The sequence below is a fragment of the Microbacterium pumilum genome (genome assembly GCF_039530225.1).
In the GTDB taxonomy this organism is placed as follows: Bacteria; Actinomycetota; Actinomycetes; order Actinomycetales; family Microbacteriaceae; genus Microbacterium; species Microbacterium pumilum.
The window spans coordinates 92,708-116,516 of sequence record NZ_BAAAOH010000001.1 but is presented as its reverse complement, the minus strand read 5'-3'; the positions used below and the strand labels follow the sequence as shown (position 1 = coordinate 116,516).

Genomic DNA, 23,809 nt, shown 5'->3' with positions numbered 1-23,809 from the left:
GGGAGGCGACGCTGGGGACGTCGCCTCCCACGAATCCTCACTGCTGAAGGATCTCGGTGATGCCCTGGTTGTCATCGTCGACGGTGTCGGTGCCCTCGAGCACAGCGTTGCGCACCAGTGTCAGCCAGGGGCTGCCCGGTGCGTTGAACGCCTGCTGGAAGTTCAGCGCCACTGGAGTGTCGCCGTTGCCCGCGACCTCGTTGATCGTGACCAGACGCGGGTCCTTCTCGGAGTACTCGTTGGTCGCGAGGTCGGAACGTGAGACGACGTCGTTGTCCTTGGCCAGCACGCCGACCTGCGCGTCCTCCGACATCATCCAGCTGAGGAAGTTCCACGCCTGCGCAGCCTTCTTGGAGTCCTTCGAGACGCCGATGCCGTCGCCGCCGACGAACGTCGAGGCGCCGCCGTCGGGTCCGGGGATCCCGGCGACGCCCACGTCGAACGGTGTCGACGAGAGCAGCGTCGCGGGGTAGAACATCAGGCCGACGTTGCCCTCGGTGAATCCGGCTGTCCAGGTGGGGCCGGCCTCGTCCTGCGAGCTCGGCAGCACCGCGCCGGACTCCCACAGGTCCCGCCACGTCGAGTACATCTCCTTGGCGGTGTCGCTGTTCAGGAGCGACTCGGTGCCCTCGGGGTTCATCACCTGGTCGCCCGCGGCCCACACGCTCGGGAACCACGTGAAGACGAGGCATCCGCCGCAGTTCAGACCGGTCGCCGTGCCGTACACGCCGTCCTTGTTCAGCGCCTGGATGGCTTTGGCGTCCGCAGCGAATTCGGCGAGGTCAGAGGGTGCCGTGTCGGGATCGAGCCCGGCCTCCTCGAACAGCTCCTTGTTCCAGAACAGCATCGAGAGGTCGAGCACGAAGGGCAGCACGTGCTCCTTGCCGTCGGCGGTGCCGGCGGTCAGGTGACCCTTGTTGATCGCGTCCTTGAAGGGCAGCGCATCGATCTGCGCCGAGATGTCCTGGAAGAGGCCCTGCTCCACCCAGTTCGGCACGTAGACGATGTCTGCGGCGAACAGGTCGGGCAGTCCGCCGGAGCCGGCGGCAGCGCCGACTTTGGCGACGTAGTCGTCGTTCGGGACGACCGTGAGCTCGACCTGGTTCTCGTGGCCGGCGTTGTACGCGTCGACCAGCAGGTTCGCCTGCTTCTCGAGCGGGGCGCGGGTCCACAGCGTCAGGGTCGAACCGTCGTCGGTGCCGTCGGGCCCGATCGACTCGGCGGGAGTGGGGCTGCCGCCGCCGCCAGAGCAGGCGACGAGCCCGCCCATCAATGCTGCGGTGGCGACGATCGCCGTGAACGCTCGCAGTGGCGCGCGCCGGCGTCGGTGGTTGATCATGCTGTCTCCTCTTGCTCGTCTTCGAGCGGGTGCGGCCGGGGCTGGCCGGGTGCGCGCCGCTGTGCATGGTGTGCAGGTTCCGAAACGCTCCGAAACCCCTTTCGGGAAGGTATCGTGAGTGTCGCAGGGTCGTCAAGACACCTGGCCGATAACGTTTTTGCAACGAGGGAGTGCGATGCAGTCGAGCGAGACCGGGGGACGCACTGCAACGCTGAGCGACGTCGCGCGTCGTGCCGGAGTGTCGATCGCGACGGCATCCAAGGCTCTCAACGGACGAGGGGATGTCGCGCCCGCGACCCGAGCGCGCGTGACCGAGGCAGCGGAGGCGCTCTCGTTCACCCCGAATGCGATGGCGCGCGGACTGCTCGCCGGCCGGACCGGGACAGTGGGCTTGCTGACGAGCGACCTCGAGGGCCGATTCATGATCCCGATCCTGATGGGCGCCGAGGACGCATTCGGCGCCGGACAGGTGAACGTGTTCCTCTGCGATGCGCGTGGCGACGCCATCCGCGAGCAGCATCACCTCAAGGCGCTCCTCAGCCGGCGAGTCGACGGGATCATCGTCGTGGGCCGCCAGACCGACCCTCGTCCCTCACTCGGGCAGGACCTTCCGGTCCCCGTCGTGTACGCGTACGCGCCGTCCGACGATCCGCGCGACCTCTCGCTCACGCCCGACAACTATGCCGGCGGCCGGCTCGCGATCGAGCACCTGATCTCGTGCGGCCGAACCCGCATCGCGCACATCTCCGGCGATCCGGCGTACGCGGCCGCGCAGGACCGCATCGCGGGCGCACGCGCGGCGCTCGACGCAGCCGGGCTTCCCCTCATCGGCGAGCCGATGTTCTCGGTGTGGTCGGAGCACTGGGGGAGGGATGCCGCAGCCATGCTGCTCGCGCAGCATCCGGATGTCGACGCGATCTTCTGCGGCTCCGACCAGCTGGCGCGCGGTGTGCTCGACACAGCGCGCGACCTCGGTCGCACGGTGCCCGACGACCTCGCCGTGATCGGCTACGACAACTGGGAGCTGCTCACGACGAACTCGCGGCCCGAGCTGACCAGCATCGACGCCAACCTCCAGCAGCTCGGCCGGCAGGCTGCGCAGCGGGTGTTCGACGCGATCGACGGCGTCGACATCGGCGAGGGCACGCACCACCTGCCGGTGCGGCTCATCATCCGCGGGTCTACGATCGCGAGACGTTGAGCCGAGGTCGGTCGCTGAGCCTGTCGAAGCGTCCGGCGGGCCGTCAGGCGCTGGTCCGTCGCCGACGCCACCGCCACCCCCGTCGCCCGGGCTCGTCCTCGGCCTCTACGGCAGCCTCCGCCATGCGGGCGCGACGGCGCGCGCGCCACTCGCGCACGTCGACCTCGACGTCGCGCGTCGGAGTGACCACGGGCGGACCGCCGAGCAGCTGCCGTCTCGCCTCGATGACCCGCCGGTTGAAGTCCTCGATGCTCTCGCGCACGTCGTCCTCGTGAGAGAGGAGGTCGAGCCGATCGGCGAACTCCGCGCTCTCGACCCGCAGCATCAGGGCCGGCGGACCGAGCCCGGTGAGCTTCTCGGTCTCGATCTTGCGCCGGATCCACCAGTCCGGGTCGTGGCGATCGCCGAGGCCGGTGAGAGGCTTGCCCGCACCCGGCAGGTTGTCGAACTCGCCGCGCCGGATCGCCTGCTGGATCGAGACCTCGACGAACGCAGCACGTTCGGCAGCGGTGCTCCCGCGCTCCGGCGCGGTGGGGCGCTGGGCATCTGCCGACTCGGCGGCGGCGTCGCCATCCTGAGCAGCCAGCTGCTCGAGGCGATAGCGCGCGGCTGCCACGCGAGGGTCCTCGGCCATGGCGCACCTCCTCACCGCGAGGGTGCAACCAGCCTAAAGCGACTCAGACCACGTGGTCGCGCCAGGAGTGGCGCGGCGCGTAGCCGAGCACGCGGCGTGCCTTGTGGATGGACAGTAGCGTGTCGTGCTCACCGAACTCGCCGTTCAGCGGCACGCCTGGGAACACCTCGTCGATCAGCTCGGCGTTGGGCCGTGACATGACGGTGTCGGCCGCCGCGATGATGAAGCGATCGAATCCGGGTGCTGCGACCGCGAGCGCACGCTCGATCGCCTGCGCTCCGTCGCGCGCGTCGATGTAGCCCCAGAGGTTCCACTTGCGCAGCGTCGCGTCCGCGTCGAACGAGGGGAATTCGGCGTAGTCCTCGGGCACCATCACGTTCGAGAAGCGCAGGGCCGTGATCGACAGATCCGGATGCCACCGCACCAGCTCGGTCGCGAGCTGCTCCTCGAGCACCTTGACGATCGAGTACACGCTCTCGGGCCGCGCCGGGTACTCCTCGTCGACCGGGATGTAGGGCGGCGGCACGTCAAACGGCAGGCCGAGGACGGTCTCGCTCGACGCGTACACGATGCGACGGATGCCGACCCGCACGGCCGCCCAGAACACGTTGAAGGTGCTGGGCATGTTGTTGTGGAAGGTCGCGACATCCGTCCGGATACCGGGCGCCGGAATGGCGCCGAGGTGCACGACCGCATCGAACGGCTCGGCTCGATCGACGCCGCCCAGTGCATCGACCACCTGGCCGTAGTCGGTGAGATCCACCTGCACGAACCCCGGTCCGCGTGGACCGACGACATCCAGTCCGGTCACCTCGTGGCCCGATGATCGAAGTTCGCGAGCGACGACGGAGCCGAGCTTTCCGGTTGAACCGGTGAGTGCGATGCGCATGTCTTCAGCCTGCCACGGATGCGGCCGCCCGAGCCGGTTGCGGACGAGCCGGTCGCTGAGCCTTAAGCCGGTCGCGGAGCCCAAAGCCGGTCGCTGAGCCTTAAGCCGGTCGCTGAGCCCAAAGCCGGTCGCTGAGCCCTAAGCCGGTCGCTGAGCCCAAAGCCGGTCGCTGAGCCTTAAGCCGGTCGCTGAGCCTGTCGAAGCGTCCGGCGCCGCGCATCGAACCCTTCGACAGGCTCAGGGACCGATGCGCTCGCCCCGCCGACCGATGCGCTCGCCCCGCCGACCGATGCGCTCGCCCCGCCGACAGATGCGCTCGTCCCGCGGACGGAGGCGCTCGTCCCGCCGACAGATGCGCGTCACTCAGCCCCAGGCGCGCGCGTCGACTGTCGCACGATGAGGTGGGTGGGCAAGGGGGTGTCCTCGGTGGCGGTCTCGGGTTCTTCGACCGCGATCAGCACCTTCTGCATGATGAGTTCGCCGAGCGCCGCGAAGTCCTGTCGCACGGTCGTGAGTGCGGGGTAGAGGTACCCGGCTTCGGGAACGTCGTCGAACCCGACGACGCTCACGTCTTCGGGCACGCGGATGCCGCGCTCGCGCAGGGCTGAGAGCACGCCGATCGACATGTGGTCATTGCCCACGAAGATCGCCGAGTCCGGTTCGACGTCGAGGGCGGAGCCCACCCGGTACCCGCTGGCCGCCGACCAATCGCCGTACTCCGGTTCGACCGCTGCGAGCCGCCGCGCGGCCAGCTCGTCCCGCCATCCGCGCATCCGCTCGGTCGCATCCGGCGCGCGCTGTGGTCCCGCCACATGCAGGATGCGCTGGTGACCGAGCTCCGCCAGATGCCGGACAGCCGCGCGCGCACCGCGGTACTGGTCGATCGAGACGATCAGCGGGCTGCGCCGGGGGGCGGATGCCGCGGCGACGACCGGAATGCTGAGGTCGAGCCCCCGCACTGCCTCGAGCACGGCGATGTCGACGACGATGAGCACGATCGCGTCCACCCGCTGGCGCAGCAGGCCCTCGACGACCTCGCGGACACCGGCGGCATCGGCGTCCAGCGAGCTGACGGTCTCGACGTTGTAGCGCGCGGCGCGCGCGGCGAAGTTGAAGTGCATCGCGACGGACGTCGGGCCGTAGTCCGAGACGCCGGGCGTGACGAGCCCGATCGTGCGGGTGCGCCGCGTCACGAGCGCGCGGGCCGCGGGGGATGGGCTGTAGCGCAGCTGCGCGATCGCCTGCTCGACGCGCGCCCGCGTGGCGGGGCGGACGTTCGGCAGGTCGTTGAGAACCCGCGACACCGTCTGATGCGAGACGCCCGCGAGGCGCGCGACGTCGAAGATGTTCGCGGTGCGCGAGCCCTTCTCCTCGCTCACGAGTCGCTCTTCTCGAGCCCGTCGGCCTCGTCATCGGGTCGCGCCACCATCGCCATGAGCGATTCGACCGTGAGGCTCTCCGACGGCAGGGTCTCGATCACCCGGCCGTTGCGCAGGATCGCCACGCGGTGCCCGACCCGGAGCACCTCTTCGAGTTCGGCCGAGATGAACATGACCGAGAGGCCGTTCTCGGCGAGCTCGCCCACGAGGTTCTGGATCTCGACCTTCGCACCGACGTCGATCCCGCGTGTCGGCTCGTCGAGCACGAGCACACGAGGCGACAGCGCGAGCATGCGCGCGAGCAGCAGCTTCTGCTGATTGCCGCCCGAAAGCGTCCCCGCGGGCCGATCCAGGTCCGGTGGGCGGATGTCGAGCGCCTCGACCCAGCTCGCCGCGAGCTCGCGCTGCCGTGACGGACGGATGCGGCGCAGGACGCCGCGCTGCGCCTGCAGCGCGAGCGTGATGTTCTCGCGCACGCTGAGCTCGCTGATGATCCCCTCGGTGCGGCGGTTCTCGGACGAATAGACGACGCCGAGCGAGATCGCCCGTCGCACCCGACCGAGATCCGAGTCGCGACCCGAGATGCGGATGATGCCGGCGTCCAGGCGATCGACGCCGGTGATGGCGCGCGCGAGTTCGGTGCGGCCCGAGCCCAGCAGCCCGGCGAGGCCCAGCACCTCGCCCTCCGCGAGATCCACATCGGCACCGGCGATGCCGCTTCCGACCGAGATGTCGCGCGCGCTGAGGAAGGGGGTGGCTGCGCTCTCGATGCCCTCCGGCGCCGGCCGCGTCCGAAGGTCCTGGACGCTCCGGCCGAGCATCTTCTGGACGAGGTCGATGCGCAGCAGCTGCTTGGTCAGGTACTCGCCGACGAGCTTGCCGTTGCGCAGCACCGTCACGCGGTCGCAGATCTCGTAGACCTGGTCGAGGAAGTGCGAGACGAAGAGGATGGCCACGCCGCGCTGCTGCAGCTCGCGGATGACACGGAAGAGCTCGGCCACCTCGTCGAGGTCGAGGCTGGACGTCGGCTCGTCCAGCACGAGCACCTTGACATCGACCGAGATGGCCCGCGCGATGGCGACCAGCTGCTGCACCGCAAGCGAGTGGGTGCCGAGGATCGAGGCAGGATCGATGTCGATCCCGAGATCGGCGAGCACGGCGTGTGCGTCGGCCCGCATGCGCCGCCAGTCGATCACACCGAACCGGCGCGGCTCGCGGCCGAGCGCGATATTCTCGGCGACCGACACGTTCGGGAGCAGGTCGATCTCCTGATAGACCGTGCTGATCCCCGCGCGCTGCGCGTCGTACGGCGTCGCGAAGCGCACTGCTTCGCCGCCGATCCGCAGCTGGCCCTCGGCGAGCGGGAGGGCCCCGGTGATCGCCTTGATGAGCGTCGACTTGCCGGCACCGTTCTCGCCCATGAGCGAGTGCACCTCGCCCGGGAACATGCGGAAGTCGACGCCGTCGATCGCGGCATCCGCCCCGAAGAGCACGGTCGCCCCGGTGAGCTCGAGGAGCGGGCGGGCCTCGTCCATCACGTCATTATGGCGTGCGGCTCGTACTCGACCCCGCTACCCCCGCCGACCATCTCATCGGCGTCTGTCGGATCGGGCCACGATCACGCGCTGCACGACGATGAAGACGAGCAGCAGGATGCCGATGATGATGCGGGTCCACGACTGCTCAGCGCCCATGAACGAGATCACGGTCTGGATGGCGCCGTAGACCAGCACGCCCACCAGGGACCCGAGCACGTAGCCTCTCCCGCCGGTGAGCAGTGTGCCGCCGATCACGACGGCCGCGATGGCGTCGAGCTCGGTTCCGACGCCGTAGAGCGGGTATCCGGCGCCGGAGTACGCCGTGAGTGCGAGCCCCGCGAGTCCCGCGCACACTCCGCTGATCACGTAGGCGATGATCTTCGTGCGCGCGACGTGGAGACCCATGAGCCGGGCGGACTGCTCGCTGCCGCCGACGGCATAGATCGTCCTTCCGAAGCGCGTCCACTGCAGCACGATCGCCGCGATGGCCACGACGAGCAGGGCCAGGATGCCGGTCGGCGAGATGTACCACTCGCCCAGGCGGAAGCGGGTGCTCCCGAACCACAGGACGATCGGGTCTTCGACCTTGATCGACTCGAGACTGACGACGAACGCGAGACCGCGCGCGAGGAACAGCCCGGCGAGCGAGGCGATGAACGGCTGCACCTCGAAGTACTGCACGAGCACGCCCACCATCAGGCCGACGGCGCCGCCGCCGATGATCATGACCGGGATCGTGACGATCGCAGGGAACCCCTCCGACAGCAGGCGTGCGCACAGGATGCCCGTGAAGGCCATGACCGAGCCCACGGAGAGGTCGATGCCGCCCGTGAGGATCACGAAGGTCATGCCGACGGCCAGGATGAGCAGGTAGGAGTTGTCGAGCAGCAGCGCCGAGAGGTTCCGCGGCGTGATGAAGTTGCCGAAGTAGATCTGCGCCCCGACGAACAGCAGGATCAGGATGGCGAGTGCCGCGAACGTCGGCATGAGCGAGGCGTGCCGGCTCATGAACGTGCTGTAACGCGACGCGAGCCCTTCGGCTCGGCCGGTCTGGGGCTGCGCGGTCGTGGTCATGACGCCGTCTCCGTCCTGGTCGTCGTGCCGGTTCTGCCGCTCGTGCGCATCGAGTGGATGACCTTGCGCGCGGCGCGGTGCACTCGCGGCGATTGGACGAGCACGACGATGATGACGACCGCGGCGAACACCACCGGCGCCTGCGCCGAGGGGACGCCGAGGAAGAGGATCGTGGATCGCAGCGTCTGAATGGTGAAGACGCCGACGACCGTTCCGGCGATCGTGAACTTGCCGCCCATGAGCGATGTGCCGCCCAGCACGACCGCGAGGATCGCGTAGAGCTCGATGTAGAGTCCCGTCGCATTGGCGTCCGCGGCCATGATGTTCGAGCTGTAGAGGATGCCCGCCATGCCTGCGAGCAGGCCGCTCGTGACATACGCGCCGAAGACGATGCCGCGCGAGCGCACACCGGCGAGGCGGCTCGCCTCGGGATTGATGCCCACGGCCTCGGTGAGCACCCCGAGTGCGGTGCGCCGCTCGATCAGCGCGATCACGACGATGGCCGCGACCGAGATGAACAGGGCGAAGGGGAGCCCGATGACATACCCCGTCGCGATGAACTTGTACGGGGCGCTCGTGACGGTGGTGATGAAGCCCTCGGTGATGAGCAGCGCCATGCCACGGCCGGCGAGCATCAGCACCAGCGTCGCGATGATGGGCTGGATGCCGAGCACGGCCACGAGGAATCCGTTCCACACGCCGAGCACCAGCGCGACGAGGATGCCGACGACCAGCGCTATGGCGACGGTGCCGAGGGCTTCGGGATCACCGGATGTGTCGATGATCGTCAGCGCGACGGCTCCCGAGACGGCCATGATGGCGCCGACCGAGAGGTCGATGCCCCGGGTTGCGATGACGATGGTCATGCCGAGCGCCACGAGCATCAGCGGCGCGCTGTTTCGGAGGATGTCGATGAGCGCACCGTAGAGTTCGCCGTCCCGGACCGTGATCGAGATGAACTGGGGGCGCACGATCGCGTTGAGCGCGATCAGGGCCACGAGGGCCGCGATCGGCCAGAAAAGCCGATGGGTGATGAGCTTCCTCACGCTGCGCTCCCCTCGCCGGCGTTGGCGATGTAGTCGATGAGTCCGTCGAGATCCACGTCGTCCGGCGAGAGCTCTCCGATCATCCGGCGATCGCGCATCACGATAACGCGTTGTGCGAGCCGGAGTACCTCTTCCAGCTCGGACGAGATGAAGATCACCGAGAGCCCCTGCTCCGAGAGCTCTGCGACTTTGCGCTGGATGTCGGCCTTCGCGCCGACATCGATGCCTCGCGTGGGCTCGTCCAGCACGATGAGCTGGGGTGCGGTGGCCAGCCAGCGTGCGAGCAGCACCTTCTGCTGGTTGCCTCCGGAGAGATTGGCGGCGGGAAGGTTCGGATCGGCGGGCCGCACGTCGAGGGCCTTGATGTATTCGGCCACCACGGCATCCTGTTCGCTGCGGCGGATGCGGCGCACCCACCCCCGGCGTGCCTGGATGCCGAGCACGATGTTCTGCGCCACGGTCAGATCGCCGATGACACCCTCGGCGCGCCGGTCTTCGGACGAGAAGACCATGCGCTTGTCGATCGCCGCGCGCGGCGAGGTCATCTTGACGGGCCTGCCATGCACCTCGATGCTGCCGGAGTCCGCGCGGTCGGCGCCGTACAGCAGACGCACAAGCTCGGTCCGCCCCGAGCCGAGCAGGCCGGCGATGCCGACGACCTCACCCTCGTACACGTCGATGTCCGCGGGCTCGAGCACGCCGCGGCGGCCGACCCCGGACGCTCGCAGCACGGGGGTTCCGGTGCGATCGATGACGCGCTCGGTCATCGACGAGATGGCGGCGAGCTCGACCAGCTCGCGACCGATCATCTTGGTGACGAGCGCCTCGCGCGAGAGGTCTGCTGCAGCGTACTCGCCGATGAGCCGGCCGTTGCGCAGGATCGTGATCCGGTCCGACACCTCGTAGACCTGATCGAGGAAGTGGCTCACGAAGAGGATGGCGACGCCGCGGTCGCGCAGGTCGCGCATCACCCGGAACAGCTGCTCGACTTCGCCGCGATCGAGACTGGATGTCGGCTCGTCGAGGATCAGGACCTTCGCGTCCGACACCATCGCCCTGCTGATCGCGACGAGCTGCTGAATCGCGATGGAGTGGCTCGAGAGCATCGAGCGCGTGTCGACGTGCAGGCCGAGGTTCTCGAGGTGGCGTGCCGCCTCGCGATGTGCGGCTCGCCAGTCGATCGCCCCCGCAGAGCGCGGCTCATGGCCGAGCATGACGTTCTCGCCCACCGAGAGGTTCGCGCAGAGGTTCACCTCTTGGTACACCGTCGAGATGCCGGCGCTCTGTGCGTCGGCGGTGCCACCGAACACCCTCGGTTCGCCGGCCACCTCGATCGACCCGCCGTCGATCGAGTACACGCCGGTGAGCGCTTTGATCAGGGTCGATTTGCCGGCGCCGTTCTCGCCCATGAGCGAATGGATCTGCCCGCCGCGGAGCCGGAAGTCGACGCCGTCGAGTGCGAGCACTCCAGGAAAGCGGATCGTGATGCCGGTCATCTGGACGATCGGGGGGACTTCAGGGTCGGCAGGCATGGTGGTCGTCAGGGCCTTTCCAGCTCCAGTGTCGGCACGCCCGCCGGGGAGCCCATGGATCGGCTCCCCGGCGGGGTGCTGCGACATCGCTACAGGATGGTCGCGTCGCGGATCAGTAGAGCCGCGAGTCGATGACCTCGGCGGCCTGCTCCTGCGTGAAGCTCTGGTCCTCTACGTAGTTCTTCTTCTCCACCGCAGTGCCCGCGAGCACATCGGTGACGAGTCCGGCCGCCAGCTCGCCGAGGAGCGGGTTGCACTCGACGATGTAGTTGATCTTGCCGTCGACGAGAGCCTGCATGCCGTCCTTGACCGCGTCGATCGAGACGATCTTGATGTCTTCGCCCGGAACGCCACCGGCTGCCTCGATCGCTTCGATCGCGCCCAGCGCCATGTCGTCGTTGTGCGCGTAGAGCAGGTCGATGCCGTCGATGCCGTACTTCTGGATGAAGCCCTCCATCACGGTCTTTCCGCCATCGCGCGTGAAGTCGCCCGTCTGCGAGTCGATCGTCTCGATGGCCGTGCCGTCGATCGCCTCATCGAATCCGCTCGCACGCTCGTTCGCGGGCGCCGATCCGGTCGTGCCCTCGAGAACCACAATCTTGGTCGGAGTGTCGCCGAAGGTCTCGGCGGCCCACTCGCCCGCGGTCACACCCTCCTTGTGGAAGTCGAGACCGACCCAGCTCGCGAACAGATCCTCGGACGCGGTCACAGTCCGGTCCTCGAGGATGACAGGGATGTCGGCATCCGCGGCCTCCTGGAGTACGTCGTCCCAGCCGTCCTCCACGATCGGCGCGATGACGATCGCGTCGACGCCCTGGTTGATGAAGCTGCGCACTGCGGCGATCTGGGCGGCCGGGTCGTTGTCGGCCGCGTTGAAGGTGAGGTCGAAGCCGTTATCCGCCGAGAACGCCGTCTTCATCGACTCGGTGTTCGCCGATCGCCAGCCGCTCTCGGACCCGGTCTGGGCGAAGCCCACGCTGACGGGTTCGTCGCCGCCCGAGCCTCCGTCGCCGTTTCCGCCCGACCCACCGGAGCAGCCGGCCACCGCCAGTGTGAATGCCCCCAGAATGGCGACGCTCGCGAGAATCTTTCGCTTGTGCATACCAAAACCTCCTCGTCTTGGTCCGGCAACGCTGCCGGAGTTGTGGTGATCGACCGCTTCGAGGTCGCCTGTGTGCTGAATGTTAGCCTTCACATTTCTGATTTGGCGAGAGTGTGAGCGGTAACATTTCGGTAACACCTGGGCCAGCATTGAAAATCGGGCTGCAGTGGACGCATTTGCGTAGCGCACCAAGTGTGAGGGATAACAATTCCGATGGGAGCGATCCCACCGTGCCGGTCGCTGAGCCTGTCCAAGCGTCCGGCTCCGGCGGTGTCGAGGCGGGAGCTGGTCGCTGAGCCTGCCGAAACGTCCGGCCTCACGGATCGACCCTTCGACAGGCTCAGGGACCGATGCGCCGGCTGGCTCAGGGACCGATGCGCCGGCTGGCTCAGGGACCGATGCGCCGGCTGGCTCAGGAGCCGATCCGGGGGCCGGGGTCTAGCCTGGGGTGCCATGAGCGAGAGCGGCGGTGCAGTCACCAGGCGCGTCGGCGTGCGCGACGTCGCCCGCCTCGCCGGTGTGTCGAGCCAGACCGTGTCTCGCGTGATCAACGAGCACCCCAACATCCGCCCCGAGACGCGAGGCAGGGTGCTCGAGGCCATGGCCGCGCTCGACTACCGCGTCAACAACGCCGCGCGCGCGCTCGGCACACGCACCACCCGCACCCTCGGAGTGATCGCCTCGGACGCGACGCTCTACGGCCCATCGGCCGGCATCGGCGCGCTCGAGGCGGCGGCGCGCGAAGTCGGCCACTGGGTGGCGACGGCGTACGCGAATGCGGCGGATGCGGCATCCGTCCGCAGTGCGGCACGCCATCTGCTCGGGCAGGGGGTCGACGGGATCATCGTGGTGGCGCCGCACGCCCGCACCCTGCCGATCCTCGCGGAGCTGACCCCGGGTGTGCCGCTCGCGACGCTGCACGGTGGCCTCGGGGCGGCGCGCCAAGCCGATGCGGCGGCGCTCGCCGCGGATCACCTGGCCGAGCTCGGCCATGAGCGCATCGCGCGACTCTCGGGGCCCGAGGACTGGCTCGAGGCGCTCGCCCGCGAGGCGGGCACGACGAGGGTTCTGGAGGGGCGCGGGCTCGTGCCCGGCCTGCGCTGGGTGGGCGACTGGAGCGCCGCAGCCGGCGCCGCCATCGCACCCGCCGTCGCGGCCGCGGTGCGCGCGCCGCAGGGCCCGACCGCGGTGGTCGTCGCGAACGATCAGATGGCGCTGGGACTGATCGCAGGACTCCGGATGGCGGGAGTCGACGTGCCGCGCGAGGTGAGCGTGACCGGCTTCGACGACAATCCGGATGCCGCGTTCTACAGTCCGCCTCTGACAACCGTGCGACTCGATCTGGCGGGTGAGGCGCGGCGCTGCGTCGGCGAGGTTCTGGGGCACCCGACATCCGACCCATCCGCCTCGCCGGTGCTCGTCATCCGCGCATCCACCGCCGCCCCCGAGAGACGTGGCTGAACCCGATGTGTTGCGCTGAGCGATGTTACCGGTAACATTGACCGGGACACGAGACCGATGGAGGACCCCGTGAGCACTGAACCGGCCGAGACGCAGACCGCGCAGCCGACACTGGACGCCGATGTGGAGTCGGCGATCGCCGCAGTCCGTTCCGACGTGGCGAAGCTGCACGGCGAACTCGTGCGCTACGGACTCATCGTGTGGACCGGGGGCAACGTCTCGGGCCGGGTCCCGGGTGCCGACCTGTTCGTGATCAAGCCCTCCGGAGTCTCGTACGACGATCTCACCCCCGAGAACATGATCCTGTGCGACCTCGAAGGCAACGTCGTCCCGGGCACACCGGGCAGCGACCGGAGCCCTTCGAGCGACACCGCAGCGCATGCGTACGTGTACCGGCATATGCCCGATGTCGGCGGAGTCGTCCACACGCATTCGACGTTCGCGGTGGCATGGGCCGCCCGCGGCGAGGAGATCCCCTGCGTGATCACCGCGATGGCCGACGAGTTCGGCGGACCCATCCCGATCGGTCCGTTCGCGATCATCGGCGACGACTCGATCGGCCGCGGCATCGTCGACACGCTCAGTGGCCATCGCTCACGCGCCGTCCTGATGCAGAACCACGGACCGTTCACGATCGGCGTCAACGCGAAGGATGCCGTCAAGGCGGCGGTCATGGTCGAGGATGTCGCCCGCACCGTGCACTACGCGCGCGAGGCCGGGCCGCTCGTCCCGATCCCGCAGGAGGCGATCGACAGCCTGTTCGATCGCTATCAGAACGTCTACGGACAGAGCCAGGACGAGCGCAGATGAGCGGTGGAGTGAGCGTGGACCGTGAGGCGGTGCGCGAGGCGATTCTCGCCGGGCGCACGTCGCTCGGCATCGAGCTGGGTTCCACGCGTATCAAGGCGTGCCTCGTCGGCGACGACCCGGCAGACGTGCTCGCGCTCGGCAGTCACGAATGGGAGAACCAGTTCGTCGATCGCGTCTGGACGTACTCGCTGGATGCCGTGTGGTCGGGGCTGCAGGAGGCGTACGCCGACCTCGCCGCCGACCTGGCGGAGCGCTACGACGTCACGCCGCAGACCTTCGGCGCGATCGGGGTGTCGGCCATGATGCACGGCTACCTCCCGTTCGGTGCCGATGACGAGCTGCTGGTCCCCTTCCGCACGTGGCGCAACACGACGACCGGGGCCGCATCCGCCGAGCTCTCCGATCTGCTCGGGGTCAACATCCCGCTGCGCTGGTCGATCGCGCACCTGCATCAGGCCGTCCTCGACGACGAGCCCCACGTGCCGCGGCTGGAGTTCGTCACCACGCTTGCGGGGTATGTCCACTGGCGGCTCACCGGGCGCAAGGTGCTCGGTGTCGGCGACGCGTCCGGCATGTTCCCCATCGACCCCGACACGAAGGACTACGACGCGGCCCTGCTCGGGCGCTACGCCGACCTGGTGCCCGCGATCGATCTCGCCGCGCTCCTGCCCGAAGTGCTCGTCGCGGGGCAGGATGCCGGGCGGTTGACCGCCGAGGGTGCCGCGCTGCTCGATCCGTCGGGTGTGCTGCGACCGGGGGCCGCACTGTGCCCGCCCGAAGGCGATGCCGGCACCGGCATGGTCGCGACCTGCTCGGTCACGCCTCGCACCGGCAACGTCAGCGCGGGCACGAGCATCTTCGCGATGGTCGTGCTGGAGCGGCCGCTGGAGAACGTCCACGACGAGCTCGACATCGTGACGACGCCGGCGGGTGACACGGTCGCCATGGTGCACTGCAACAACGGCGCCAGCGAGCTCGCCGCGTGGGTCGGCCTGTTCAGCCGCTTCGCCACCGTCGCGGGAACGCCGTTCGACACCGACGCCGTGTTCGAGACGCTCTTCACGGAGGCGCTCGCGGGCGAACCGGATGCCGGCGGCCTCCTCGCCTACAACCACCTCGCGGGCGAGCCGATCGCCGGCCTCGACGAGGGGCGGCCGCTGTTCGTCCGCACCCCCGAGAGCCGTTTCACGCTCGCCAACTTCGTGCGCGCCCAGCTCTACGGCGTGTTCGGCACGCTCAGCCTCGGCATGCGGGTGCTCGCCGGCGAAGGCGTGGCGATCGACCTCATGTTCGCCCACGGTGGGATCTTCCGGACCGCCGGAGTCGCGCAGCGGTTCCTCGCCGGAGCGCTCGGCGCACCCGTCTCGGTCGGAGAAGCCGCATCCGAAGGCGGGGCGTGGGGCATCGCCGTGCTCGCCGCGTACCTGAGCGCGGCAGCCGATCTCGAACTGGGGGAGTACCTGCGACAGCGTGTCTTCGCGGGCAGCGAGTTCGTCACGGCCGAGCCCGACCCAGGCGACCTCGCCGGCTTCACCGCGTACCTGGACCGTTACCGTGCCGGCCTGGCCGTCGAACAGGCAGCCGTCGAAGCCCTCTGACCACCACATCCCGCCCCATGTCCCACTTCCCGCGATTCATGTCCCGATCTTCCGCGCTGGAGCATCCTCCAAGGCTTGGATTTCGGGACATGCACACCGAGCCGACCGACCCAACGAAGGACCACTCATGACTCTCAACTCCTCCCTCGACGGCTACGAGGTCTGGTTCGTCACCGGCAGCCAGAACCTGTACGGCGAAGAGACCCTGATCCAGGTCGCCGAGCAGTCGCAGGCCGTCGCCGAAGGCCTCTCCGGACTGCCGGTCAAGGTCGTCTGGAAGCCGGTTCTGAAGGACTCCGACAGCATCCGCCGCCTCGCCCTCGAGGTGAACACGCGGGATGACGTCATCGGCGTGATCGCATGGATGCACACGTTCAGCCCCGCCAAGATGTGGATCGCGGGCCTCGACGCCCTGCAGAAGCCGCTCCTGCATCTGCACACCCAGGCCAACGTCGAACTGCCGTGGGCCGACATCGACTTCGACTTCATGAACCTGAACCAGGCGGCCCACGGCGACCGCGAGTTCGGCTACATCCAGACCCGGCTGGGCGTCGCCCGCAAGACGGTCGTCGGCCACGTGTCGAACCCCGTGGTCGTGCAGCAGATCGACGACTGGGAGCGCGCGGCTGCCGGATGGGCAGCATCCCGCTCGCTCAAGCTCGCCCGCTTCGGCGACAACATGCGCTACGTCGCGGTCACCGAGGGCGACAAGACCGAAGCCGAACTGCGCTTCGGCGTGCAGGTCAACACGTGGGGCGTCAACGAGCTGGTCGAGGCCGTCGAAGCGGCAACGGAGGCGGATGTCGATGCTCTCGTCGCGGAGTACATCGAGCTCTACGACGTCGCAGCCGAACTGCTGCCCGGCGCCGGCAGGCACCAGTCGCTGCGCGACGGAGCCGCGATCGAACTCGGCCTGCGATCGTTCCTCGAAGGGGGCGGCTTCGGTGCCTTCACCACGTCGTTCGAAGACCTGGGCGGCCTGAAGCAGCTGCCGGGACTTGCGGTGCAGCGACTCATGGCCGAGGGTTACGGCTTCGGTGCAGAGGGTGACTGGAAGACGGCCATCCTCGTCCGCGTCGCGAACGTCATGGGCGCAGGGCTGCCCGGTGGCGCGAGCCTCATGGAGGACTACACGTACGACCTCGTACCGGGCTCCGAGCGCATCCTCGGTGCGCACATGCTCGAGGTCTCGCCGTCGCTCACGAGCGAGAAGCCCCGCCTCGAAGTGCACGCGCTCGGCATCGGCGGCAAGGAGGACCCCGTGCGGCTCGTCTTCACCGCCGACCCCGGCCCGGCCATCGTCGTGGCGCTGTCCGATATGCGCGATCGGTTCCGTCTCGTCGCGAATGTCGTCGAGAACGTCGAGGCGCCCGACCTGCCGAAGCTGCCCGTCGGCCGTGCCATCTGGGAGCCCGCTCCGGACTTCGCGACCTCAGCCTCGTGCTGGCTCGCCGCGGGCGCCGCACACCATACTGTGATGACCACCGCCGTCGGCATCGAGGTGTTCCGCGACTTCGCGGAGATCGCGAAGACCGAGCTCGTCGTCATCGACGAAGACACCACCGTCCGGGGCTTCCAGCGAGAGCTCCGGTGGAACCAGGCGTACTACCGACTCGCTCAAGGGATCTGAACATGTCACGAGTTCCGGCATCGGGTATCCAGCACGCACTGCGCGCCGGCGACTACGAAGCGGTCATCACGAGCGTCGGCGCGACCCTGCGATCGCTCACCTACGACGGACGCGATCTCGTCGTGCCGTTCGACGCCGACGAGGTGCGTCCGTCGCATCGCGGTGCGACGCTCGCACCCTGGCCGAACCGTGTCGTCGACGGCAAGTACACGTTCGGCGGGGTGCAGCGCCAGCTGGCGCTGACCGAACCCGCTCGAGGGCACTCCCTGCACGGACTCGTCACATGGCTCGACTTCGAGGCGATCGACAAAGGTCCCGATCACGTGACGCTCGCGACCCGGATCGAGCCGCAGACGGCCTATCCGTGGCGGATCGTCGTGAAGACCACCTTCGCCCTCGGTCCCGACGGGCTGACTCAGACCATCACGGCGCGCAACGACTCGGCTGAGCCGGCCCCGTGGGGCACCGGGCCGCATCCGTACCTCGTGGCGGGGGAGGGGCACGTCGACGACTGGACCCTCGAGCTGCCGGCTGCGCAGGTGCTCGAAGTAACCGACGTGCGACTGATCCCGACAGACCTGGTCGCGGTGGACTCGGACGATCCGCAGCGCTTCGACTACCGTGTGGCGCGGTCCATCGCCGACGCCGAGATCGACCACGCTTACACCGGTCTCTTGCGCGACGAATCGGGGCTCGCGATCGTGCGGGTGACGAATGCCGCCGGCACGGGCGTCGAGATGGCGTGGGATGCCGCATGCCCGTGGGTGCAGGTGCACACGGCCGACCGCCCCGGGCTGCCGATCCATCGCATCGGTCTCGCGGTCGAGCCGATGACATGCGCCCCGGACGCGTTCAACGCGGAGTCGTACAGCTACGACGCGGGGCTCATCGTGCTCGAACCAGGAGTCGAGACCAGCGCCTCCTGGCGAATCGCCGCCATCTCCTGATCTGCCGGCGCCGACGCCAAGCTCAGTGGTGGCCCTGCTCGACGATCCCGTGATCCGAGTGGTCGGGCGCCAGACGCCCGGCCTCGGTCGCGCCGAGCGCAGGCGTGACGAGGGCGGCGACCAGCGCAGCGGTGACGAAGAGCACCGACAGGCGCGGCTCAGCCGGCCCGGTCTTCCCGCGGCGTCGACGACGCATCTCCACGCCGCACGCCATGGCCACGGCGAGCAGCAGAACGGATGCCGCACCCACCGCTGCGACGCTGGTCCGTACCGGGTCGATCGCCAGTGAGGCAACGGCGACGACGAATGCGCCGAGCGCACCCGCGGCACCCGCCCGCGGCGCAAGAATGCGTCCGCGGGCGAGCGTCGCTGCCCCCCACCCGAGTGCGCCGATGCCGAAGATGACGAGCACGGCGCCGGCCCCCCGGCCGACACCCCCTCCCGTGCTCGTCAATACTCCGGCTCCCAGCGCGAGCTCGAGCAGTCCTGCCCCCCATGCGGCGACGGCAGCCCACGCGGGTGCGGCTGATCGCGGCGCGGCGTCGCGCCGGCGCTGAGCCGTCCCGGGGTCTGTGTTCGCGGCATCCATGGGGGTCTCCTGCCTCAGACCGTCGTGCTCGAAAGCCGTGCACGCGCGCCGCGCTCGGCGGCGAGCCCGACACCGAGCAGCACGATGGCGCTCGCGAGGTGGAGGAAGTGGTCGAAGGTGTTCAAAGCGAGGATGTTGAGCGAGGTTCCCACGAGGAAGAACCCCACGATGCCCAAGAGCAGGTACGCCGCGCCCACGATGATGTTCACCGTCTGGGCGGCCACGGTGGAGATCAGGCCGGCGGCGAGCAGCGCGGCTCCGATCAGCAGGTGGGCGATGTTGTGGGCGGGGTTCACCTCGAAGATGCCGAGGAGCAGTCCGCCTTCGGTGGCGAAGAAGCCGGTGACGCCGGTGACGGCGAACCCGAGCGCTCCCACGACGAGATAGACGGCGCCGAAGATCGTGGCGACGAGGCGGTTCGGTGACGAGCGCATGAGCGTCCTCCTGTTCGTGGTGCGGCCGTGTGCCGCATCCGAGGGTCATTCGGAGCCCGTGCGGTATCGGTTTGGTGGGGCGATGCGATGTGGACATGCCGGAGGACCCCTGATTCCTGGGGGCCCTCCGAGGTTCCGTCGTACGCGGCGGGAGGTGGATCAGCTGTTGCGCAGATCCTCCTTGATCTCGTTGCGCTTCTCGACGGAGTCCTTCTCGGCCTCCGCCTTCTTGACGTTGGCGTCAGCCTTCATCTCGTCGACCTTGTCGCCGATGCGATCGGTCGTGTCTTCCCACGTGTCCTGGATCTTGTCGCCGACGGCTTCCGCCGTCTCCTTGGCGTCATCTGCGAATCCCATACGCGACTCCTTTCGATAAGAACTGTCAGGTCGAGGCTAGGTCGACGGGACTTTTCGATAAGGGGGCTTGCCTAATCGAGATCACCTTGCTAGTCGAACTGGCGCGGCGCCCCCCCGCCCGCACGGGGCGCGGCATCCGTGGCACACTCGACCTCATGCGTTTCGAGACGACCCTTCTGCAGACCGGCAACAACACCGGAATCGAGGTGCCTCCCGAGATCCTCGACGAGCTGGGTGGCGGCAAACGCCCGGCGGTGAACGTCACCGTCAACGACTATTCGTACCGCAGCACGGTCGCCACCATGGGCGGCCGATTCCTCATCGCGTTCAGCTCCGACAAGCGCGCTGCGACGGGACTGAGGGGCGGCGACCCGATCGCGGTGGAGCTCACCCTCGACACCGCGCCGCGCACGGTCGAGGTTCCGGACGACCTCGCCGCCGCGCTCGCCGCGGCCGGTGCGCGCGACGCCTTCGATGCACTCGCGCCGAGCGCGCAAAAGGCGCACGTCACCAACGTCGAGGGCGCGAAGGCCCCGGAGACCCGCGACCGTCGCGTCGCCGCGATCGTCGCCAAGCTGGAGGGCTGACGCCCTCCTCTCAGCCGACCGGCGTGGTCGTGTCGATGGCGTCGCGCAACGGCCGCCGCATCGGAACCCAGTATCGAGTGGGAGTGACTCGCGCCAGCAGGTCGACGAGGCGCGCCTCGCGACCGATCATGGTTCGTGGTCGACGTGCGATGGTCGCCTCGACGATGCGACGCGCGGCATCCGCCGGTTCGGTGTGGTACATCGCCGCCTGCGCCGCTGCTGCCCGCTGTGCGACGGCGGGATCGATCCCCGCGGCGTAGCGTCCGTGCAGGATGATGCCCGTCTTGACGCCCGCCGGATAGATCGCCCCGACCGTGACCTTCGAGTCTTCGAGTTCGTGCCGCAGGGATTCTGTGAAGCCGCGCACCGCGAACTTGCTCATCGCGTACGGGATGCGGCCGGCCGGCGCGGCAAGACCATAGATGCTGACGAGGTGCGTGATGTGCGCTTCGGGCCGGCGCCGCAACGCGGGCAGCAGTGCTTTCGTGATGTTGACCGTGCCCCACAGGTTGACGTCCATGAGCCAGCGCATCTCGGCCATCGTGAGCTGATCGATGTCGCCGAGCATCGACGAGCCGGCGCACGTGATGAGCGCCTGGATGTGCGGGTGGGTGGCCTCGAGGTCGGCGGCGAGCGCGAAGACGGCATCGTCGTCGGTGAGGTCGACGACGTGGGTGGAGTGCCCTGTGCTCGACAGATCTACGGCCAGCGCCTCAAGGCCCTCGGCGTTGCGGTCCACGAGCGCGAGACGTGCGCCGCGTCGATCCAGTTCTCGGGCGACTTCGGCGCCCATTCCGCTCGCGGCGCCGGTGATCACCGTGGTCCGTCCGCGCACATCGAGCCGCCGCATCCTGGCCATTTCGTACTTCCTCCCGCGAATTGCCTTGTCGATTCTCGCCCACTCTGCGGGGCTCCTCCGACCGTTACGCTCGTCTTGGGGAGGTGGACGTCGTGGGCAAGACCGCGGATGCGATTGCGGAAGGCGTCTCCATCGCGTCCGCAGCCGCCAGGCTGTCGGTGCGCAACCACATCCTGGTCGAGACCATCGCGAACGACGAGCCCTTCGAGGTCGAGGGAATCGCCCCGTACGCACAGGCGACGTTGATCGCGCTTGCAGACGAGCAGGATGCCGCAGCAGATCTGGTTCGCCGCCAGCGCAAGAAGGCGTGGGGCAAGTTCAGCGATTCCGACGGCACCCATGACTACCGAGATCGCGACACGCGGAATCTGCGCAAGCGCCAACGTCAGTACCGAGGCGTGGCGAAGGAGCTGCGCGGGCGCGCTGACGACCCCGCGGCGGTGCGTGATCTCGTCGAAGAGGCGAGGGACGCCGCGTGGGGGGATGTCGAGGCCAACCTGCTGCGCCGCCTCGAGGTCGAAGGCATGCGGGCGGACGTCGATCCGCATTACGAGATGATGCGCGCGGCGCGGATGCAGTCGCTGCGCCTCATCGACCTGCCGAGACTGGCAGCTCACCGACGGCACCTCGACCCGGTCGCGGAGCCGCCCACGGTCGCTGAGCCTCGGTCGGCCGATGAGCCGCCCACGGTCGCTGAGCCTGTCGAAGCGGCCGACACCGCGAGTTGAGGAGGAGCGGGATGAGCTTCGCCGCCGACCACCCGCTGACGGTGCGGGTGCGGCAGATCTGCATGGCCTATCCTGAGGCCGCCGAGGTGGTGGCGCACGGGCGGTGCACGTTCCGCGCCGGCAAGCGGCAGTTCGCGCTCGTCGGAGCCGGTCACGACGACGTCGGCGCGGTCGAGTTCATTCCCGATGACTCGGAGCGCCTCGCTCTGCTCGAGCGCGACGACATCTTCATTCCGCCGTACGAGGGTGCCTACGGGTGGCTCGCCTTGCGAGTCGAAGCCGACACCGGCGACTGGTCGCTCCTCGCCGAACTCATCGATACGTCGTACCGCCAGGTCGCACTCCAGCGGCAGCTTCGCGCGCTCGACGAGAGCGGACCTGCGGTGTCCGGCCTCGATTAGCCCAGACTGCAGGCGTGGGGTATTCTGGACGCTGGTTTGCTCGCAAGGCGGACCATGCGCCCGTAGCTCAATGGATAGAGCATCTGACTACGGATCAGAAGGTTGGGAGTTCGAGTCTCTTCGGGCGCACACTGTGTTGAGACAGTAACCCACGAGAACCCGCGGATTTCCGCGGGTTTTCGTGTTTCTGCCGCCGTCCCGCGCGACACGTGTCGCCACACCCACGTTGTGCAAAGTCTGTGCACGAATCCGACCCTCGCGAGCACTGGGGATGTGATGTATCAGGACATCTCTGACGATCGATGTATCAGGACATCCCTGACGATCGGGTCGTCCGAGGGCCGCGGGGCCGACGGTCGCTGAGGTAGGTAACGCCGGGATTTGGCCATGGGTGCTCGATGATGAGGGTGCCTTGCAGGTCGAAGATCATCGACGTTTTTCCGGCGTCCCTGACGCAACATCGTGCCTCCGCAGCGGGTGGATTAGGCAGCGGCGATGCCCGCGATCGAGGCCGACCTGGAGCAGACGGTTACGTCAGTGCCGCGGGTGAGCCCACGCGGTGGGCCAAAGCCATGCGCCCGTTCATCCATCTGCAATAGACGCGGAACAGCAGTCAGTCTCGCCCCTCACTGTGCCGTCCATCGGTCGATGCCTCCGCCGTAGCCCGCGATCGGGTAGGCGGCGTACGCGAATCGGGTGCCCTCAGGGTTCCAGCTGTTGACGTTGAGTGATCCCTGGCCGCCGAACAGGGTGATCACGTCGCGGGCTCCGTGCCGTCGGGCGCCATCATGCGGATGATGAGTTCGACATCGGCGGGATGCGACTGGATGCCGGGTCCGTAGCTGAGGTAGAGCACCTTCTCGCCGGTGGGGTCGAAGTGAGGGAACCAGTTCACACGCTCGTCGAAGGTGAGTTGCTCGTGATCGCTTCCATCGGTGCGCATGCGGAAGATCTGAGCGTGGCCGGGCGCGGTCGCGGCCTCTTCGGAGTTGTAATAGATCCACCCGCCGTCCCGGGAGAACTCCGGGCCGTCGAAGTGGCCTGTCTCGTTGTCGGTGAGGTAGAAATCGTTCCCGCCCGCTGCCGGGATGGTGGCCAGGCGCACCCGACCGCGCGGATTGGGGCCGTCGCCGACCGTATGCGTCGCGACGTAGGCGAGAGTGCGGCCGTCCGGAGAGACGCCGTGCAGCCAGTAGAAGTACTTGAGCTCGACGGGGAAGTCGTTGGAGATCTTGTGCACGTCACCGCCGGCGATGGGCACGCTGTACAGATGCCCATTGGCACTGAAGTAGACCAGCTTCCCGTAGGGCGAGAGGATGTGGTCGTTGTTGACGCGGTCGACGCCCTGGGTATCGATCTTGCGAACTGCCCCGCTCGCGATTTCTATCACGAACAGGCCACCGCCCTTGTTCACGACGAGACTTATGCCGTCGGGGCTCCAGTTGGGGGCCTCGAACAGCTCGTCGGATTCGAACACAAGCTCCGCCGTGCCACCATCGGCGTCGCCGATGATGATCTGGGTCGTCTGGTTCGGCTGGAGGTCTTGGCGGCCCGGCCATCTGTTGACTTCGAATTCAGGCTGTTGGATCTCACTCTCGGTATCTGAGGTTGCGATTTGGGTGGTTTGAGCGTTACTTCAGATCGACTACGCGGCGCGATACGCAGCGATGCCCC

General features: G+C 68.3%; 24 protein-coding genes and 1 tRNA gene. 10 read left to right on the top strand and 15 right to left on the bottom strand.

Going from position 1 to position 23,809, the window contains the following annotated elements:
* Positions 1–37: 37 nt before the first annotated feature.
* Positions 38–1,339, bottom strand: a complete 1,302-nt coding sequence (locus tag ABD188_RS00500) for an ABC transporter substrate-binding protein (RefSeq protein WP_344057475.1) — start codon at positions 1,337–1,339, stop codon at positions 38–40.
* A 175-nt stretch (positions 1,340–1,514) separates the two neighbouring features.
* Between ABD188_RS00500 and ABD188_RS00495 the strand changes: the two genes are divergently transcribed.
* Entirely contained in the window at positions 1,515–2,540 is a 1,026-nt protein-coding gene (locus ABD188_RS00495) for a LacI family DNA-binding transcriptional regulator (RefSeq protein WP_344057473.1), read from the top strand.
* 43 nt (positions 2,541–2,583) lie between these two features.
* On the opposite strand, the gene ABD188_RS00490 is transcribed toward ABD188_RS00495, so the two are convergent.
* The 8 genes from ABD188_RS00490 to ABD188_RS00455 all read right to left on the bottom strand — a co-directional run bounded on the left by ABD188_RS00490 (position 2,584) and on the right by ABD188_RS00455 (position 11,734).
* The gene (locus ABD188_RS00490) at positions 2,584–3,174 is read right to left on the bottom strand and encodes a DnaJ family domain-containing protein (RefSeq protein WP_344057471.1); all 591 of its coding nucleotides are present in this window, start codon (positions 3,172–3,174) and stop codon (positions 2,584–2,586) included.
* Positions 3,175–3,217: 43 nt separating this feature from the next.
* On the bottom strand, positions 3,218–4,063 hold the full coding sequence (locus ABD188_RS00485) for an NAD-dependent epimerase/dehydratase family protein (RefSeq protein WP_344057469.1): 846 nt from the start codon (positions 4,061–4,063) through the stop codon (positions 3,218–3,220).
* Between the two features lie 359 nt (positions 4,064–4,422).
* The gene (locus ABD188_RS00480; protein WP_344057467.1) at positions 4,423–5,442 is read right to left on the bottom strand and encodes a LacI family DNA-binding transcriptional regulator; all 1,020 of its coding nucleotides are present in this window, start codon (positions 5,440–5,442) and stop codon (positions 4,423–4,425) included.
* The gene (locus tag ABD188_RS00475; protein ID WP_344057465.1) at positions 5,439–6,977 is read right to left on the bottom strand and encodes a sugar ABC transporter ATP-binding protein; all 1,539 of its coding nucleotides are present in this window, start codon (positions 6,975–6,977) and stop codon (positions 5,439–5,441) included. Before ABD188_RS00475 ends, ABD188_RS00480 begins: the two co-directional genes overlap by 4 nt.
* Before the next feature lie 54 nt (positions 6,978–7,031).
* Complete coding sequence (locus ABD188_RS00470; RefSeq protein ID WP_344057463.1) at positions 7,032–8,054, bottom strand: ABC transporter permease subunit; 1,023 nt, start codon at positions 8,052–8,054, stop codon at positions 7,032–7,034.
* Complete coding sequence (locus ABD188_RS00465) at positions 8,051–9,100, bottom strand: ABC transporter permease (RefSeq protein ID WP_344057461.1); 1,050 nt, start codon at positions 9,098–9,100, stop codon at positions 8,051–8,053. The genes ABD188_RS00470 and ABD188_RS00465 overlap by 4 nt, the downstream gene beginning before the upstream one ends.
* Entirely contained in the window at positions 9,097–10,632 is a 1,536-nt protein-coding gene (locus ABD188_RS00460; RefSeq protein ID WP_344066772.1) for a sugar ABC transporter ATP-binding protein, read from the bottom strand. Before ABD188_RS00460 ends, ABD188_RS00465 begins: the two co-directional genes overlap by 4 nt.
* Before the next feature lie 112 nt (positions 10,633–10,744).
* On the bottom strand, positions 10,745–11,734 hold the full coding sequence (locus tag ABD188_RS00455; RefSeq protein ID WP_344057459.1) for an ABC transporter substrate-binding protein: 990 nt from the start codon (positions 11,732–11,734) through the stop codon (positions 10,745–10,747).
* A 453-nt stretch (positions 11,735–12,187) separates the two neighbouring features.
* On the opposite strand from ABD188_RS00455, the gene ABD188_RS00450 reads away from it, so the two are divergent.
* From ABD188_RS00450 to ABD188_RS00430, 5 genes are all read left to right on the top strand, one after another.
* On the top strand, positions 12,188–13,195 hold the full coding sequence (locus ABD188_RS00450) for a LacI family DNA-binding transcriptional regulator (RefSeq protein ID WP_344057457.1): 1,008 nt from the start codon (positions 12,188–12,190) through the stop codon (positions 13,193–13,195).
* 57 nt (positions 13,196–13,252) lie between these two features.
* On the top strand, positions 13,253–14,005 hold the full coding sequence (locus tag ABD188_RS00445) for an L-ribulose-5-phosphate 4-epimerase (protein ID WP_344057455.1): 753 nt from the start codon (positions 13,253–13,255) through the stop codon (positions 14,003–14,005).
* On the top strand, positions 14,002–15,603 hold the full coding sequence (locus ABD188_RS00440) for a xylulokinase (protein WP_425561308.1): 1,602 nt from the start codon (positions 14,002–14,004) through the stop codon (positions 15,601–15,603). The genes ABD188_RS00445 and ABD188_RS00440 overlap by 4 nt, the downstream gene beginning before the upstream one ends.
* A gap of 127 nt (positions 15,604–15,730) precedes the next feature.
* Complete coding sequence (gene araA / locus ABD188_RS00435) at positions 15,731–17,233, top strand: L-arabinose isomerase (protein WP_344057453.1); 1,503 nt, start codon at positions 15,731–15,733, stop codon at positions 17,231–17,233.
* A gap of 2 nt (positions 17,234–17,235) precedes the next feature.
* Positions 17,236–18,180 carry an aldose 1-epimerase family protein gene (locus tag ABD188_RS00430; RefSeq protein ID WP_344057451.1) on the top strand — a complete coding sequence of 315 codons (945 nt, stop codon included), beginning with the start codon at positions 17,236–17,238 and terminating at the stop codon, positions 18,178–18,180.
* Between the two features lie 22 nt (positions 18,181–18,202).
* Here the strand turns inward: ABD188_RS00430 and ABD188_RS00425 are convergent, their stop codons facing one another.
* The 3 genes from ABD188_RS00425 to ABD188_RS00415 form a co-directional block, all read right to left on the bottom strand.
* Positions 18,203–18,769, bottom strand: a complete 567-nt coding sequence (locus ABD188_RS00425) for a hypothetical protein (RefSeq protein WP_344057449.1) — start codon at positions 18,767–18,769, stop codon at positions 18,203–18,205.
* A 14-nt stretch (positions 18,770–18,783) separates the two neighbouring features.
* The gene (locus ABD188_RS00420) at positions 18,784–19,203 is read right to left on the bottom strand and encodes a DUF4383 domain-containing protein (protein WP_344057447.1); all 420 of its coding nucleotides are present in this window, start codon (positions 19,201–19,203) and stop codon (positions 18,784–18,786) included.
* A gap of 159 nt (positions 19,204–19,362) precedes the next feature.
* Positions 19,363–19,560 carry a hypothetical protein gene (locus ABD188_RS00415; RefSeq protein ID WP_344057446.1) on the bottom strand — a complete coding sequence of 66 codons (198 nt, stop codon included), beginning with the start codon at positions 19,558–19,560 and terminating at the stop codon, positions 19,363–19,365.
* 155 nt (positions 19,561–19,715) lie between these two features.
* On the opposite strand from ABD188_RS00415, the gene ABD188_RS00410 reads away from it, so the two are divergent.
* Positions 19,716–20,147, top strand: a complete 432-nt coding sequence (locus ABD188_RS00410) for a YdeI/OmpD-associated family protein (protein WP_344057444.1) — start codon at positions 19,716–19,718, stop codon at positions 20,145–20,147.
* Between the two features lie 10 nt (positions 20,148–20,157).
* Here the strand turns inward: ABD188_RS00410 and ABD188_RS00405 are convergent, their stop codons facing one another.
* Positions 20,158–21,006: an SDR family NAD(P)-dependent oxidoreductase gene (locus ABD188_RS00405; protein WP_344057442.1), complete on the bottom strand. Its 849-nt coding sequence runs from the start codon at positions 21,004–21,006 to the stop codon at positions 20,158–20,160.
* 92 nt (positions 21,007–21,098) lie between these two features.
* Here ABD188_RS00405 and ABD188_RS00400 point away from each other — a divergent pair, with 92 nt between their 5' ends.
* The 3 genes from ABD188_RS00400 (at position 21,099) to ABD188_RS00390 (ending at position 22,264) form a co-directional block, all read left to right on the top strand.
* Positions 21,099–21,734 (top strand): asparagine synthase, encoded by a 636-nt coding sequence (locus ABD188_RS00400; protein ID WP_344057440.1) that lies wholly within the window; start codon positions 21,099–21,101, stop codon positions 21,732–21,734.
* Positions 21,735–21,745: 11 nt separating this feature from the next.
* On the top strand, positions 21,746–22,135 hold the full coding sequence (locus ABD188_RS00395; RefSeq protein WP_344057438.1) for an MmcQ/YjbR family DNA-binding protein: 390 nt from the start codon (positions 21,746–21,748) through the stop codon (positions 22,133–22,135).
* 56 nt (positions 22,136–22,191) lie between these two features.
* Positions 22,192–22,264: transfer RNA gene (locus ABD188_RS00390), tRNA-Arg, on the top strand.
* A gap of 497 nt (positions 22,265–22,761) precedes the next feature.
* Here the strand turns inward: ABD188_RS00390 and ABD188_RS00385 are convergent.
* Positions 22,762–22,893 (bottom strand): hypothetical protein, encoded by a 132-nt coding sequence (locus ABD188_RS00385; RefSeq protein ID WP_344057436.1) that lies wholly within the window; start codon positions 22,891–22,893, stop codon positions 22,762–22,764.
* Positions 22,890–23,612, bottom strand: coding sequence for a TolB-like translocation protein (locus ABD188_RS00380; protein WP_344057434.1), 723 nt, complete (start codon positions 23,610–23,612; stop codon positions 22,890–22,892). The genes ABD188_RS00385 and ABD188_RS00380 overlap by 4 nt, the downstream gene beginning before the upstream one ends.
* Between the last annotated feature and the right edge of the window lie 197 nt (positions 23,613–23,809).